Source organism: Paenibacillus sp. O199, assembly GCF_001636635.1.
Classification (GTDB): Bacteria; Bacillota; Bacilli; order Paenibacillales; family Paenibacillaceae; genus Paenibacillus; species Paenibacillus marchantiae.
In genome coordinates this window covers 354,626-370,021 of record NZ_LGRP01000004.1, presented here as the reverse complement: position 1 = coordinate 370,021, position 15,396 = coordinate 354,626, and the positions used below count along the sequence as shown (strand labels likewise).

The window sequence follows — 15,396 nt, the reverse complement described above, 5'->3', positions numbered from 1 at the left end:
AGATAACACAAAGAAGCAGATCCTACTCTATAGGGATCTGCTTCTTTTTTCAAAATGAAAGAACATTTAACACGAATCCTTTTCTAGCTCAGTACCTTTTTCGATCAGGATTGATCCGGATTACGCAGCGCTTCAAGGACAAGCTGTGCATGATAGCCATCGTTGAAATCGTATATTTTGGCAGGTTGGCCTTGAATACGGGCAATGACGTGTTTAAGTACAGGCAGCTGGCTTAAGGATTCATCCACTTCGACGGGAACAAGCGGCTCTCCGATGCGCCCACTCCATAGTTGGTCCCAGTTTTCCAAGGCAATCGTTCCTTCTGTACCGTAAACCACCATGGATACACGCTCTTCACCTGCAAAATGAGCAATCCCATTTAATTGAATTCGGGTTCCATCCTCTAGCTCCATCGCGGCCTGAACTTCATGTTCACATTCACCTGTATTTTGAGGAAATTGAACCTGACTGTTAATCACACGGATAGCACCAAACACATTTTGGATCATATGAATCCAGTGGATTCCCACTTCAAGAATGAATCCGCCCTGCTCGCGGCTGGTAATCCAGGCATTTTGCTGCCACGCTCGTGGCCACTGAGGGAATTGCAGAATCAGATCGATTTTGCGAATCTCACCAATCGTTTCCTGACGAATCAGCTCTTGCAATTTCACTACTGATGGTTCATGCGGCATGGAGAAATGAATTGCATGTACTACACCAGCCTTCTCGGCTGCCTCGAGCATTGCTCTAGCTTCCTCCACGCTATTGGCCAATGGCTTCTCACAGAATACATGAATCTTGCGCTTTAATGCCCCCATAACGACTGGATAATGATATTTAGGTGGAACTGCTATGTACAGCAGATCAACCGGATGTGTGTCGAGCAATTGCTTGAAATCCATATACGTCTTCGTCTCCGGATGCGAGGAAGCAAACGATGTCAAATTTTCCTCACTGGAATCGCACACTGCTACAATCTCTACTTTTTCGGATAGTTCTGCCTCTGTTGCCTGATGTATCATATGTATTCCCATTTTGCCCAGACCAATTACGGCCATTTTTATCGTTGTCATTTAACTCACTCCCATCGAATTTCAGTATAACAGAAAGCATAATATTGCCAATCCTTGCACGGGACGAAATGGAAAGCATACGCTTCTAATTTGATCTACACAAAAAAATACATCATATTATATATTATTTTACATTTAATTCTATAAATCTTGTTTATAGGTAATTCGTTGCAGGAATATATAACCAATTTATTTTCTCATATGGGACAAGACATTAAGCGTTTCCAACCTAAGAATCAGGAACTTATACTCATAAAAGCGGTTGACAAAAAACCACAAAAAAAGCTACTCTTCCTATTAACAAGGATTTATTTCCTTTTACAACCTTAGACAACGACATACACTCCAAAAATGGAACTTGACCTGTGGGTCCAAAAACCTATTTTGTGAAGCGAGGTGTCCCGCATGAGAACAGTTGCGGACTATTTGGCAGAAGCTCTGCGTAATTTAGGCGTTACTCATGTCTTTGGTATTATCGGAAAATCCATCTGTCCTGCTGTCCTGAAAATGGTCGATTACGGTTTGGAATTCATTCCAGGTCGCCATGAATCCAGTTCAGGCTTTGCCGCATCGGGCTATGCCCTCCAAACAGGGAAACTGGGTGTGGCCTTCGCCACTTCTGGTCCGGGCGGAACCAACTTGCTCACCGCTGCAGCCCATGCCAAGGCCAATAATTTGCCCGTCCTGTTTATTACGGGTCATCAATCCATTCAGGAATTGGGGCTTCCGCAATGTCAGGACTCTTCTTCCTACTTGGCTGATCTGGCGGAGATGTTCCGTCCTGCCACGCTATTCAGCAAACTGGTGGAGCGTGGTGATCATTTCAGCACCATATTGAATCACGCCCTTTCCATTGCACTCGGTCCCAACAAAGGGCCCGTCCATCTCTGTCTTCCTTTTGATGTACAAACCGAACAGCTTGCTGACTTTCGGGTTGTCATCCCGGAGCCAGAACCCCTGATTAGCGTATCCAACTTGAATCGTATCCTCCCCTTACTTCAACAGTCCAGTCATCCTTTAATTATTGCAGGCAAAGGCGTCAGCCGCGCCAGAGCCCATGATGAATTGCTCCATTTTGCCGAACATTTCAATATTCCTGTCATTACTTCTCCTGGCGGAAAAGGTGCCATTGCTTGGGATCATCCCCTATATCATGGGCCCTGCGGTGTTGGTGGCTTCCCTCATGCAGATGAACTACTGAATCAAAGTGATCTCTATATCGTACTCGGTTCACGTCTAAGTGATATGACGATCTGTAATTTGAAGCCTGAGAACCATCCTGCACATCTGATTCAATTCGACGCTGATCCTACATTCGTTGGTAAAATACTTAACGCTCAAACCTTACATATCACCGGAGACTTGAAGGACAACCTGCAGTTTTTGCTCGGTACACTGACAGAACAACCTATTGTTCCAAAAGAAACGACAACTGTAGATTACACCGTACCTCTCCCGGATCTGCCGAACCTGTCCCTGGCATCCGTGCTGGAAGAAATGAGTGAACTGCTTCCATATGATCATAAGCTGTTTGTAGATGATGGTAGTCATGGTTTTCATGCCGTTCAACGATATAAAGTCAAGAAACCCGGCAGCTTTGTGTTTGACGCCTACTTTGCCTGCATGGGTAATGCCATCGGCATGGCTATTGGGGCCAAGACTGCCGCACCGGAAGAAACCATCGTATGCATTACAGGTGACGGATGCTTCATGATGCTTGGAACCGAGATTAACACTGCTGTATGCAACAATCTGCATGTCATCTTCATCGTCGTGAACAATAAACAGCTGGATATGGCACTGAAAGGCATGGAAAAAACAACAGGCCGGATCGATGGCACCTTGTACGAGGTTCCCGTGGATGCGGCAAAGTTTGCGGAGTCTCTCGGCGCTGTTGCTTTCCGGGCGGAAACACGGGCCGAATTCACATCTGCTCTACAGACCGCGCAGCAGCTGAACCAAGTTACTGTAATTGAGCTTCTTACCGATCGCGACGAGATTCCACCCACGGCTCACCGTACCGTGACTTTGAATTAGGAGGAACATAGGCATGAGTGAACAAGTAACTCAAGGATTGGAGCGTTTTGCAAAGCTTTCGGGTGAATATGGTGCAAAAGCATTGGCACCCATTAAGGATCAGTTCCCTGAGCTCGCCGAGTTTATTATGGGAACGGCTTACGGTGATATTTTTCAACGTACCACCATTACCGATCAATGGAAGGAAGTTGCGATTATCTCCTCACTGATCTCACAAGGGCAGTATGAGCAGTTGGGGGTTCATTATACGATGGCGCTAAGTGTCGGTGTAACTGTAGATCAGCTCAAAGGAATTTTGCTGCATCTGGCACCTTGTGTTGGAGCACCGCGGATCATCAGTGCTTTTAATATATTGCTCGCTACACTGGATGAAATCCAATAATTCACTCTTCTACATTTTTATACACGATTCGACTTTTTTATTGATCTTATTACATCTCTACCTTTATAATATGGTTAAATTATCCTTCGAATCCGCCTACATCTCAGAAGCATTCAGCGAGGGCCTCAAGGCCTATGTCTTGGTGAGCGGGATAGCCTTAACTCATTTAAAGGAGAGATAACAATCATGGGAAGTTTTATACTGAATACTGACGTTCCGAACAAGGTGTTGAACATTGAACTGGAGGGCTCTTTCTCTCAAGAAGACGGTTTACGTTCCATCTCGGCATATCAGGACACGATCGCTCCGATTAACACCAAGGAGTATGAGTTGAATATTGATTGCAAAAAGTTGAATGTTACCGCTCCGGAAATTGTGCCTCTTCTCGAGGGCTGCCTGCAGATGTTCAAAAAAGATGAATATAAAAAAGTGGTGTTGACGCTTGAGAATAATGCCATTCTGAAAATGCAGCTGTCCCGTCTTGGACGGTCTGTCGGACTGGAAAATCTTGAGATCATCTCCACGGTTACGACCTAATAAACCAGGCGGACAAGCTGAGGGTTCACCCATCCGCTCAGAAGGAGAATGAAGATGGCTGGAATTCGTATTGTAGATATCGATATCTATCATCCAACGAACAAGGTGGGCAATGACTTTTATATTGAACATTTTGATGCAAGAGGTGTAGATATTCGGGGATTGTTAAAGGCACTTGGGCGTGATACACGTTACAAAATTGACAACGATGATGAAAACTCACTAAGCATGGCCTTTGAGGCCGCCAGTAATTTGCTCGAAAAGACCGGACTCACCGGTGCCGATATCGATCTGATTGCTTATGCAAGTCAAACGCCGGAATACATCTTTCCTACGAATTCCTTAATGATTCATCGCCTGATTAACGGGGCATCCCATACGATCTGCATTGATAGCAATGCCAACTGTGCGGGCATGACCGCAGCCTTTGAACAAGTTAGCCGTCAGATGATGAGCAATCCCAGAATTCGTCGTGCTTTGATTATTGGCTCGGATTACGTGGCTCCTCACGCCAGTCCGGATGATCCTGTATACTTCGCGAACTTTGGGGACGCAGCAGCAGCTGTCATTGTTGAGCGGAATGAGCAGGCTGTCGGTTTTATTGACTCGATCTATCAGACCGATACCTGTGTGTACGGCAATTCTCTTTTCCCGGCACAAGGTCTTGCAAAACTGGGCCAAACCGGTGTTGACGCAGGAGCCTTCCATGTCAAATTCATACCGTTTGATGATTCCATCTGTGTAGGTGCAGCCTCTGAATCGATTCGAACTTTGCTGAGTCGTAACGAGATAGGAGCCGACGAGATCAAAGCCGCTTGTTTCTCCCAATTATCTATTGGCAATATACGTGCTGTATCCGAAAACATTGGCATTGGCGAAGATATTGCCGTCTACATCGGAGACGAGTTCGGGTACACCTCAACCAGCAGTCCGTTTATTGCATTACATCGAGCCATTACATCCGGCCAAATTCAGCGTGGTGATAAAGTGCTGTTCTGGACAGTCGGAGCTGGGTGGCAAAATGTTGCCATGGTCGTTGAATACTGAGAGCTTGACACGGAATTCCAAAAAGCAGGGCAGCCTTTTTTAACAAAAAAAGGATGGTCCTGCTTTTTTATTATTTTATATTTGAATGATAACTTACATTGGATAACATTCCATCCCCATTACTTCAAAACCAACGAGGAGCATGCTCTAAACGTTCCTTTCATCGCAAAAACCGCTCCCTTTGCAGAGAACGGCAATGAGAATGATATGTTGTCCTCATCAGAAAATCTTCTTTGTCTCCCGATCATCCTTAAGAATCTCGACTGCCTCACGAAAACGCAAGGAATGCACAATCTCCCGTTCCCTCAGAAACTTGAGACTGTCCTGTAGATCCACGTCATCCGTCAGATCGATCAACCACTGATATGTAGCCCGAGCCTTCTCTTCCGCTGCAATATCCTCGTACAAATCTGCGATTGGATCCCCTTTCGAAGCAATGTAGGCTGCTGTAAATGGTACACCGGAAGAATTCGTATAGAACAAAGCAGAATCACGCTGTGCATAGTTCGGCCCAAGCCCCGCTGCTTCCAGTTGCTCCACAGTCGCATCCTTTGTCAGCTTGTAGATCATTGTTGCAATCATCTCAAGATGAGCAAATTCCTCCGTCCCTATATCATTCAACAGCCCGATAATCTTGTCCGGAATTGTATACCGCTGGTTCAGATACCGCAGGGCAGCCGCCAGTTCTCCGTCTGCGCCTCCATACTGTTCAGCCAGCAATTTCGCCATATGAGGATCACATTTGCTAACCCGAACGGGATATTGCAATTTTTTCTCATACACCCACATGCAGACGCCTCCTCTTTTAAATCAAATCCTACCTGTTACGATCCCTCGAGTTCCCGGCCTGGAACGACTGCAAGGAAACCCGAGGATGTTATCTCACACTTGCCAAGGCCATGGTGTCTGGGACCATTCCCACGGATATTTGGAGAAAGCATGCCCAAAGTTCATCAGCGGTCCGTACAATTGCTGAAACTCATGTGCCACTCTCATCCGCTCCTGGCTGAATTTGTTGTATTGCTCGATGCTTTGATAGTCGCCCGGGTGGGTATCCAGATACAGATTCAGCTCAACCAATACAAAATCCAGGGCCTGAAGTTCCTCCAGCAGCTCATAGTATTTTGCATCACAGGCTTTGGGTGCTTCAGGTTCCATCTGCTTCCACCTTCCTTCCCTTCGAGCTCGCAGGTGTATAAGGACTGTATAAAGCAGGCCACAACGTTCCAATTCTTAAAGCTTCTGCGGGACTGTACTGCGGCCAGCCCATCGGCTGAAATGGGATAAACAATTGCGGAGGAACCAGGTACGTCCGAATCGTCTTCGGTGGACATGGATCAAACGGCCCCACAAAAGGGGCGTAAGCACGAAGCTGCGGATCTGACACAGAACAACGCCTCCTTCATCACTGATTTGGTACATTCGACATCCCTACATTACAAGCTTTCATTTCCCGTCTCTATAACCATATGTCGCTGTCCCCCAAGTTAATCCCATATTTAGCGGAACGCAAAAAAAGACCTTCGAACAACTTCCCCCGCTGGGCAGTGTCCAAAGGTCACTTCATTTGATATGGCGGCATAAGCATCAATGATTATTTCATCAATACTCAGTCCCTGTTACGTTCACGATCATCATCCTGCATCGAACCTGGTTCCTTTTCTATTTCCACCTTATCTTCTTCAGGATCGGGTCGCTTATATACCTTCACACGGGTAATTCGGAGACGGGTGGATTCTTCCACTTCAAAGACATAACCGTTTTGCTCCCGTGTTTTACCTTTGACCGCGCTGCCTTCCAATTCCTTGAATAGCCAGCCGCCAATCGTATCGACTTCCTCATCCTCAATGACAGCTCCTGTCCATTCATGGACCTCTTCAATCAGGGAACGACCATCGATGGAAAAGGCTTCTCCACTGCGCTCCATATGCGGACGTTCGTCTTCGAACTCATCATATAGATCACCAACGATCTCTTCCAAAATCTCTTCAGCAGTCAGCAAGCCGGCTGTACCGCCATATTCGTCGACCACCAGCGTCATCTGGGAGTGCTTTTTCTGCATCAAACGAAGTACATGACTGATCTCCATCGATTCAGGAACATTCAGAATTGGTCGAACAAGCGCAGCCAGATCATGCTGCTGGGCTGGTTCAGCGAGAAGCAGATCGGTAATGTGGATAAATCCGATAATCTCATCCTTATCCTCAACAGCTACAGGGTAACGGGAATGCTTCGTTGCATTAATGATTTTCAGGTTTTCTTCCAGCGACATATGAGTGTACAGACAGTCCATATCCGTACGTGGCAGCATAATTTCGCGTGCCAGCATATCGGAGAAATCAAAGATGTTATCCATCAGTTTGATTTCATCCTTGTCGATAACACCACTCTTCGCACTTTGCTTCATCAAGATGCGAAGCTCATCTTCCGAATGGGCCTCCCCTTCGCTGGCGGGTTCAATGCCCGCCAAACGCAGCAGTGCATTGGCTGATACGTTCAGTACCCAGATGAATGGGAAGAAAATTTTATAAAATAACAGCAACGGTGCGGATAGCAACAAAGCCACTCCGTCTGTTTTTTGAATCGCCAGAGATTTGGGCGCAAGCTCACCCAGCACAATGTGCAAAAACGTAATAATACAGAAACCAATGATGACCGATACCGTGGATATAAGTCCTGTATCCGCTACACCAAGCTTGAACATTAGAGGTTCGACCAGCAATTCGGAAATGGCCGGTTCACCTAGCCAACCAAGCCCCAGCGATGTCAGCGTGATTCCGAACTGGGTTGCCGATAGATAGGCATCCAATTTACCATTCACCTTCAGTGCATAACCAGCCAACTTATTCCCTTCACTCTGTAATTGAGTGAGGCGTGTTTGTCTAACTTTGACCAGAGAAAATTCCGCTGCGACAAATACACCATTCAAAAATACGAGCAGAAACACACAGACCAGATTAAAAACCAACTGCCCAAGATGAAATTCGGTATGAATACCCAAGTCGAAACTCCCCTTTTCTCTCTATTTCAGGAATACACCTGGAATATCAACGTGTAATTGCTTTTCTCGATTTGAAATCCACACCTTTATAATACATATCTGCCACCAGCAGATTCGGACCGCAGCAAGAAGCAGCATCACAATGACAGTTCACTGTCTGATTCAAAGGATGTTCCGCCGACCACTCATGGAATACGTCATCCAGCTTCCGGTCACGAATGTTGCCAAACGCCGGGATGTCGGCAAAATCGGTAACATACACGTTCCCAGTGAACATGTTCACGTTAACGCGGTTACGACCATCGGGATCATTACGAACCGTCACTTTAGGCTCGCTATACAGGCGGTTGATCAGTTCGCGATCCTGCTCTGCTGCACTGCATGCGAAGAACGGAAGTGTACCAAACAGCATCCACATATCCTTGTCACGCACATCTAACAAACGATGAATTGCTGCTCTCATATGATCAAGGGAAAGCACCGGCAGCGAAGAAGCAAAATTCGAATTATACATCGGATGCACTTCATGACGGACACAGCCCATCTCACGGATCAATTGATGAATGCCCTCAAGCTTGTCATGAGTACGGAAGTTAATCATGGACTCCGCAGAGATAAACATGCCCGCTTCACTGAGTTTTTGGGAATTTTCAATCATTTTCTCATACATCTTCACCGCGACTTCCCGTTTTACAGGTCTACCACTGTTGGCAAACCCAACTTGGTGAAAGTCATCGGCATTCAGATAATTGAATGAGATATGCATAACGTCCAGATAAGGCAGAAGCTGCTCGTACCGACGGTAATCCAGCGTCAGATTGGAGTTAATCTGGGTACGAATGCCCCGTTCCTTGGCATATTTGAGGAGCGGAATGATCATCTCATCCACGGTCTTCTGGCTGAAGCTCGGCTCACCACCCGTCAGACTGATCGTCTGAAGGTGCTCAACCTCATCCAGCCTTTTAAGCATCAAAGGCAGCGGAAGCGCAGGTGCTTCGCGCATCGTTAACATATCTCCTACCGCACAATGCTCGCAGCGCATATTGCACAGATGAGTCACGGTCATTTCTACACTGGTCAGCACATGGCGTCCATATGTACGCAAAGAGCCGATCGGATCCCAAGGATCATTAGTCGGCGATAAAGGCATCGGTTCTACCGATCCTGAGTTTAGCATGGTCATTGTTCTTCACCTTATTCCTTTTATTAACCTAAAAAGTTTTATTTACAACATACCCCGTCTGCAACTTTTGGAGTTATCTTTAATCATAGCACAATTTCCTGTGCTCTGGCATGAGCATGCTCTGTCCATTACATGACAAAAAACGCCCGCGTAATATCAAGGCCTTGCTGGCCCGGATATTACGAAATGAGCGTTGACCCATTCTCCATTTGACGTCAGGATATCAAAATAATTCGCCACGCGCTGAAGCTGGCGTAGCGTCTTCCACACCCTCAACACCTGTAATCATAACAGACAACGCTGTAGACAGATCGATCTCGTAGGGTGCACTTAATGTCTGTCCGTCTGCATCCTTGAGAACACGAATACGTGGTCGTTGCGGAATGCGCGTATGGATGTCTGCAACAACCCCGACCTCCCCTGTACTCAGCGTGACGGAGATACCTAAGGGATAAATGGCTACGCAGTCACGGAACTTCTCCAGCATTCGCTGTTCATATAAAGTTCCTGAACCCGTGTATAATACTTCCACAGCTTGATGTGGCAGCAAAGCTTGTTTATATACCCGATTGGTTGTCATCGCATCATACGAATCGGCAAGAGCTAGCCATTTGGCGTACTCATGAATCTCTTTGTCTTTCAAACCAAAAGGATAGCCGCTGCCATCAATCCGTTCATGGTGTTGTAATGCGCAATGGGCAGCAAGGAGCGGTATACCCGGTTCGTCTTTGAGAATACGATGTCCATATGTAGTATGCTGCTGTATGATTTTAAATTCCTCATCGCTCAATTTGGCAGGCTTGTGCAGAATTTCTGGAGCAATCTGTGTTTTTCCAATATCATGTAACAAGGCACCCAGACCAATCTCCATTAATTGCTGGCGGGTATAACCCGATGCCACACCAAGAACCAGCGTATACACACATACATTAAGAGAATGATTATACAGGTCAAAATCACTGGCGTTCATATCCATAAGCATAATCATTGCTTCCTTCTGACTGCCGATGTCCTCCAGAATCGTATTCATTAACCCGCTAAGTGCTTTTCCGAAGTGTGGGATTCGGCTTTTGGTTTTGAGACCCGACATACTCTGAAACTGCTGTTTGATCTCAACTAACGCTCTGCGCCTGGTCTCTTCCTGCAGCATATCCGGAATGATGATATCCTCTGTTGCTGCATCCGAAATATACACATATCCAATCCCCAGGTCCTTCAGACGTCCAATCAACCGACTGGTCAGCTCCACTCCCTCACTGAGCAGAACCAAACCCTCTTCACTATAAATTCGTTTCCCCAGCTTCATGCCAGGCTGCAATAGGTTTATATGTACTAAACGCACAGCCTATCCTCTCCCGCTCCGTAGATGTAATTTCCACTAGCCGCCGCTTCAGCAGAAGGCAAGTACTTGTTAGATTTTATGCCAACGGGATCGCAGGCTGTCATCCAGCGCCCCAGGCCTTTTTAATTCCGTTTCGAGCAGGTCACGTATGAATTCAGGAAGTCGATACGATATATCCGTTCCAAGAGCAAGGGACGGATATCCCACGTTAAAGGTAAACATGTCGAGTGTTCCTACCACATATTCATGTTCATCATGAACCGGCTCGCCCTCAATATATATGGCACGGATTTTCTCATATGGAGGCGAATGGGGGTCATACTCCACATCCATACCATCCATGCACAATGTTCCTAAAATATCCCCACGAAATCCAAACCCGATAATCGGTTTACGTGAAAACTCTGAAAACAGGGACTGCTCCAGAGCCTCCCGAATCTGAATTCCATTCAAGCATATTGTACAGGCATTAATGGGAGATGGACATAGGGAATGTAACATTCCCTTCGTGATATTCCCCTGCGGAAGATTTCCAAGGAGCTGCCCGGCGTTAACAAGAGACAACTGCGCTCCAGTGAACTGCCGAACTGCCTGGGCAAGCAATGACGCAAACGGTGACTCATGATCGTAATCAATGGTCAGCGTCCTGTCCGTAATAACGGCTGTTTGGACCAGCGCACGCTCAGCTTCCGTCCGGTGTGTATCTATAGCCAGCGATACGCTTTCTTCGAGCAACATGTTCTGGACCGGAACACAGCCGCTGCTCACCAGTGTAAGTTCATTCGCTTCATATTCCCGCTCCAGTACCACCTTACCGAGCCACTGGCCAAACTTGCCTGCCGCTCCAAGCACCGTCTGACCAATGATTAATGGTTCTTCCAGTACATGATGTGTATGTCCGCCCAGAATGACATCGATGCCCTGGATCTGTTCGGCCAATCTGCGATCTGTGGAAAGCCCCAGATGAGACAAAATAACGACTACATCCACCTGAGGACGCAAAGCTTCAACTTGCTCACGCAGCGTCTCTACCGGGTCCAATACATCCCAACCCAACAATTCATAAAAAGCGGTAAAGGGTGCTGTAGCACCAAGCAAACCGATGCGAAAAGGCCCCTTCTCCAAAATGAGAGAGGATTTCATCCAGACTGGTGGCAGGCCTGTAGCCTGGTCCACAACATTTCCACATACAACAGGACACAGAAGTCCAGAGTAAGACTGCGCCAGTTGCTCGGATGTAAATGTTAGTCCTTCGTTGTTTCCGATCGTTACCGCATCATAACCGGTCAGGTTAATGACATCCACGTTGGCTGCCCCCAGGGTACCCTCCGTCTCAACTGCCATCCGGTCCATATGATCTCCGATATCCACTACCAGAAATTCTCCAGCCTGTTCCTTCTCGTATCCGATCATGGCGGCGATGGAGCTCATGGAGCCAAAATGACTATGAATGTCATTGGTGTGTAGAATCGTTAATGTTTGCGCCTTCTTGGTGCTCATCACACCGCCTCCCTCATATCGTCGATAACGTACATTCCTCTAATGGATAAGCATAACATTTTCCGCGTCGTTATGATATATTTATAGGGTTTAGAGATTAAAAAGAGGTGAGTAATTTCCATGAAATTAACAATTCAACTATTTGCAGGAATCGCTGAACGTCTGGGCACATCCCTGCTTGAATATGATTATCCCGGAACGGATCCAACTCCTATGCAATTAAAAGAAAAACTGGGCCTTGCTTACCCTGAAGCGGCTGCTCAAATACGTGTTTCTTTTCTAGCAGTAAATCAGCAGTATGCTTCTGCCGATATTATAATCAAGGCCCAGGATGAACTCGCCTTAATTCCCCCTGTATCGGGAGGAGATGGTTCCCATTTGAATGGTGACGGACATCGTTCTACCCATCCTGAGCATCGTACGGATGACGGATTATTCCTGATCACCCAGTCCCCGCTGTCCGTCGAAGCTACAACGGAGCTCGTCATTACGGCAAACCATGGAGCTGCCCTTACCTTTGTTGGCACCACCCGTGAAATGACCGGACAACAACGAACGGTTCATCTTGAATATGAGGCCTATGTACCTATGGCACTTTCTCAGATGGCAGCTATCGGTAGTGAAATCAATGAACGCTGGCCAGGCGTAAAATGTGCGATTAGCCATCGGATTGGGAAGGTAGACGTAGCAGAGATCAGCGTCGTTATTGCCGTTTCCTCCCCTCATCGCAGTGACTGTTATGACGCAAGCCGTTACGCGATTGAAAGACTCAAACAGAATGTACCCATCTGGAAAAAAGAAATATGGGAAGATGGTTCCGAGTGGAAAGGTCATCAACTAGGACCCTGGAACCCTACAGACAATTAAATAACTAGTCATTCGACCTGTTCGACGGGTGATGAAATTAGTAAATAAGTCGTTGTCAACCCATTTTTTTCTTGTTATTATAATCATATATGTCGATATTAGTCGAGGAAAAGGTGGTTTATACGTGAGAGTGCATGTTACTGATCTTAAAACTGGCGACCTGTTAAAAAATGATGTGTACAACAGTTCGGGTCTCCACATGCTGATGAAAGGTTCCACACTCAGCGACGATGATATTGCCAAGCTGCTGCAGCACGGAATCGATTACGCAGATGTAGAGCATACAACATCTGACCTCCACTCTGATGCACAAACCTTACCTTCCGATCAAACCCGTCTGTTAACTAACCTGTTTAACGATACGATCAAAGGTACAGAATCTCTGTTTGGACAAGCGATGGAGAAGGGTTTTATTGATGAGACTCAGGTCGATGAAATACTGATAACCCTAACGGGACAGCTTGAAAAACAAAAGGACGTTGTCTCCTTGCTGCTGATGCTTGACGGGGATAACGACTATACCTACAACCATTCCTTACAAGTCGGAATGCTCGCTTTTTATATCGCCGGCTGGATGGGCTACAATCCTGAGGAGTGTCTAACCGTGGCCAAAGCAGGATATCTTCACGATATTGGCAAGTCCAAGATTCCTTCTGAAATTTTACATAAGCCGGGCAAGTTAACGCCGGAAGAATTCGAAGAAATGAAGAAACATACGTTATATGGTTATGAGATTGTCAAAGAGTCCACTCAGGACGAGATCCTTGCAACCGTTGCCCTCCAGCATCATGAGCGCGAGGATGGAAGTGGCTACCCTTACGGACTGAAAGGTGACGAGATTCATCCATTTGCCCGTATAACGGCTGTAGCCGATGTGTACAGCGCGATGACGACTAATCGGGTGTATCAGACCAAGCAGGAATTAATCTCCGTGCTATGCGAACTGTACAGCCTCAGCTTCGGCCAGTTGAATGCTGAAGTTACGCAGGAACTCATCAAACACATGCTACCCAATTTTATTGGCAAAAGGGTTCTGCTCACGACCGGCGAAACCGGTCTGATTGTCTTGAATAACCCTGCGGATTACTTCCGCCCACTCGTTCAGACCTCTACAGCCTTCATTGATTTAGCGAAGGAAAGAGATGTAGCTATCGTTGAAATTTATATCCAGTAACCATTAGCATTTAGGTATGCGCAGCAGCAGTTAGAGTAACCCAAGCTCAAGAGAATTTCTTACACGCTTATATTATTTGACGCAAAAAAGGGGAGCCGTTAAGGCTTCCCTTTTTGTATACCGATTTGTTCATATCATATTAAATAAAGAATGCTTTAGTGATGATAACCAACAGGATGAACAGTACCAAGATCGCACCCGTGTTTGTGAACATATTGTATCCGCCTACGCCGCCTACGTTGCCCCCACAGCCATATCCTACTTCGCTCATGTGATTGCCTCCTCTTCATCAGGTATACCCTAACATATGACGTTTGCGTTGGGATGAACCGGGCGAACTGGAAACATTCAATAAATGGTTGTCTGCCTGCTTTTGCCTAAATCAATCTTCACGTATACTCCTGATCTGTTCGTTAACTTGAGGAACTGGAAGAGACCTTGATTCCCTTCTCCTTACGATACATGATGACAAGTAATCTCCAAAAGTCATAACTGCCTGTTTCGTTCATTATATATGGTTGGTAGTAATGATAAGCTTCCTCAGCCCAAGACGGACAAGCCATACTGGAAATGCTCTTCTGCTGCTGAATCCAGGCTGACTGGGATTCCAGCATCTTCTCCATCGCTGTTAATCGTGCCCTTTCCTCCGTCGTCATTGGGGTCCCCTCCTGTCCTTCAACCGTCGAACTATATTCAGATTGCAAATATATCCCTGGATCAACAACACCATTTTCACTAGCCGTGTATCCATACGAAGGGGAGCTCGTTTTGCGTACCTCATAATGCATATGCGGACCCGTGCTTTCACCCGTGCTCCCCTGGTTGCCAAGAAGCTGTCCTTGTTTCACTTGCTGTCCAACTTTCACTGCAATTCTAGAAAGGTGAGCATAACAATGCAAGTAGCCCCTATGATCCTGTACTGCAACCGTAAGCCCGTAACCGCCGAATCCTGAGCCTGTAGCACCTTCCGCAGCAAAACGTACAGTCCCGTCCATAAATGCATGTATGGGCCCATTCCATGGCTCTGTGACGAGATCGATTCCACGATGAAATGTCTGACCGCCAGAAATAGGATGAATTCGATAGCCAAATGAACTCGTAATCCGATATCCCTTAAACGGATTTATGCTCATGTATTCACATCCTTTTCTATCATTAGATGCTTAAATCTAGTAAATGGCTTGTGCTATTGATCTTATTTTATTACAAATAAACCCAGGATAGAGCATCCCAGTTCGTTTCTACTGCAA

The 15,396-nt window shown here is 46.4% G+C and carries 16 protein-coding genes; 6 read left to right on the top strand and 10 right to left on the bottom strand.

Annotated features, from left to right (window positions below):
- Positions 1–104: 104 nt before the first annotated feature.
- A complete protein-coding gene (locus A6049_RS08990) occupies positions 105–1,076 on the bottom strand; it encodes a Gfo/Idh/MocA family protein (protein WP_063564302.1) in 972 nt (323 codons plus the stop codon).
- 405 nt (positions 1,077–1,481) lie between these two features.
- Between A6049_RS08990 and A6049_RS08985 the strand changes: the two genes are divergently transcribed.
- From A6049_RS08985 to A6049_RS08970, 4 genes are all read left to right on the top strand, one after another.
- Entirely contained in the window at positions 1,482–3,113 is a 1,632-nt protein-coding gene (locus tag A6049_RS08985; RefSeq protein WP_063564301.1) for a thiamine pyrophosphate-binding protein, read from the top strand.
- A gap of 13 nt (positions 3,114–3,126) precedes the next feature.
- A complete protein-coding gene (locus A6049_RS08980; protein WP_024629113.1) occupies positions 3,127–3,495 on the top strand; it encodes a carboxymuconolactone decarboxylase family protein in 369 nt (122 codons plus the stop codon).
- A gap of 186 nt (positions 3,496–3,681) precedes the next feature.
- The gene (locus A6049_RS08975) at positions 3,682–4,032 is read left to right on the top strand and encodes a hypothetical protein (protein WP_063564300.1); all 351 of its coding nucleotides are present in this window, start codon (positions 3,682–3,684) and stop codon (positions 4,030–4,032) included.
- A 54-nt stretch (positions 4,033–4,086) separates the two neighbouring features.
- Positions 4,087–5,079: a 3-oxoacyl-[acyl-carrier-protein] synthase III C-terminal domain-containing protein gene (locus A6049_RS08970; RefSeq protein WP_063564299.1), complete on the top strand. Its 993-nt coding sequence runs from the start codon at positions 4,087–4,089 to the stop codon at positions 5,077–5,079.
- A 219-nt stretch (positions 5,080–5,298) separates the two neighbouring features.
- Here the strand turns inward: A6049_RS08970 and A6049_RS08965 are convergent, their stop codons facing one another.
- The 7 genes from A6049_RS08965 to A6049_RS08935 form a co-directional block, all read right to left on the bottom strand.
- Entirely contained in the window at positions 5,299–5,868 is a 570-nt protein-coding gene (locus tag A6049_RS08965; protein WP_063564298.1) for a manganese catalase family protein, read from the bottom strand.
- 93 nt (positions 5,869–5,961) lie between these two features.
- The gene (locus A6049_RS08960; protein WP_063564297.1) at positions 5,962–6,237 is read right to left on the bottom strand and encodes a spore coat protein CotJB; all 276 of its coding nucleotides are present in this window, start codon (positions 6,235–6,237) and stop codon (positions 5,962–5,964) included.
- Complete coding sequence (locus tag A6049_RS08955) at positions 6,227–6,466, bottom strand: spore coat associated protein CotJA (RefSeq protein ID WP_063564296.1); 240 nt, start codon at positions 6,464–6,466, stop codon at positions 6,227–6,229. Before A6049_RS08955 ends, A6049_RS08960 begins: the two co-directional genes overlap by 11 nt.
- A gap of 222 nt (positions 6,467–6,688) precedes the next feature.
- The gene (locus tag A6049_RS08950) at positions 6,689–8,074 is read right to left on the bottom strand and encodes a hemolysin family protein (protein WP_372829737.1); all 1,386 of its coding nucleotides are present in this window, start codon (positions 8,072–8,074) and stop codon (positions 6,689–6,691) included.
- Between the two features lie 52 nt (positions 8,075–8,126).
- Entirely contained in the window at positions 8,127–9,263 is a 1,137-nt protein-coding gene (gene yfkAB, locus A6049_RS08945; RefSeq protein WP_090808721.1) for a radical SAM/CxCxxxxC motif protein YfkAB, read from the bottom strand.
- Between the two features lie 223 nt (positions 9,264–9,486).
- The gene (locus tag A6049_RS08940; protein WP_063564294.1) at positions 9,487–10,605 is read right to left on the bottom strand and encodes an HD-GYP domain-containing protein; all 1,119 of its coding nucleotides are present in this window, start codon (positions 10,603–10,605) and stop codon (positions 9,487–9,489) included.
- Positions 10,606–10,674: 69 nt separating this feature from the next.
- A complete protein-coding gene (locus A6049_RS08935) occupies positions 10,675–12,105 on the bottom strand; it encodes a bifunctional metallophosphatase/5'-nucleotidase (protein ID WP_063564293.1) in 1,431 nt (476 codons plus the stop codon).
- A gap of 120 nt (positions 12,106–12,225) precedes the next feature.
- Between A6049_RS08935 and A6049_RS34380 the strand changes: the two genes are divergently transcribed.
- Positions 12,226–12,972, top strand: a complete 747-nt coding sequence (locus A6049_RS34380; protein ID WP_063564292.1) for a molybdenum cofactor biosynthesis protein — start codon at positions 12,226–12,228, stop codon at positions 12,970–12,972.
- A 124-nt stretch (positions 12,973–13,096) separates the two neighbouring features.
- On the top strand, positions 13,097–14,146 hold the full coding sequence (locus A6049_RS08925) for an HD-GYP domain-containing protein (RefSeq protein WP_063564291.1): 1,050 nt from the start codon (positions 13,097–13,099) through the stop codon (positions 14,144–14,146).
- Positions 14,147–14,285: 139 nt separating this feature from the next.
- Here the strand turns inward: A6049_RS08925 and A6049_RS34005 are convergent, their stop codons facing one another.
- On the bottom strand, positions 14,286–14,417 hold the full coding sequence (locus A6049_RS34005; protein WP_211754048.1) for a YjcZ family sporulation protein: 132 nt from the start codon (positions 14,415–14,417) through the stop codon (positions 14,286–14,288).
- 142 nt (positions 14,418–14,559) lie between these two features.
- Positions 14,560–15,279, bottom strand: a complete 720-nt coding sequence (locus A6049_RS34375) for a M23 family metallopeptidase (RefSeq protein ID WP_063564290.1) — start codon at positions 15,277–15,279, stop codon at positions 14,560–14,562.
- Positions 15,280–15,396 lie beyond the last annotated feature (117 nt).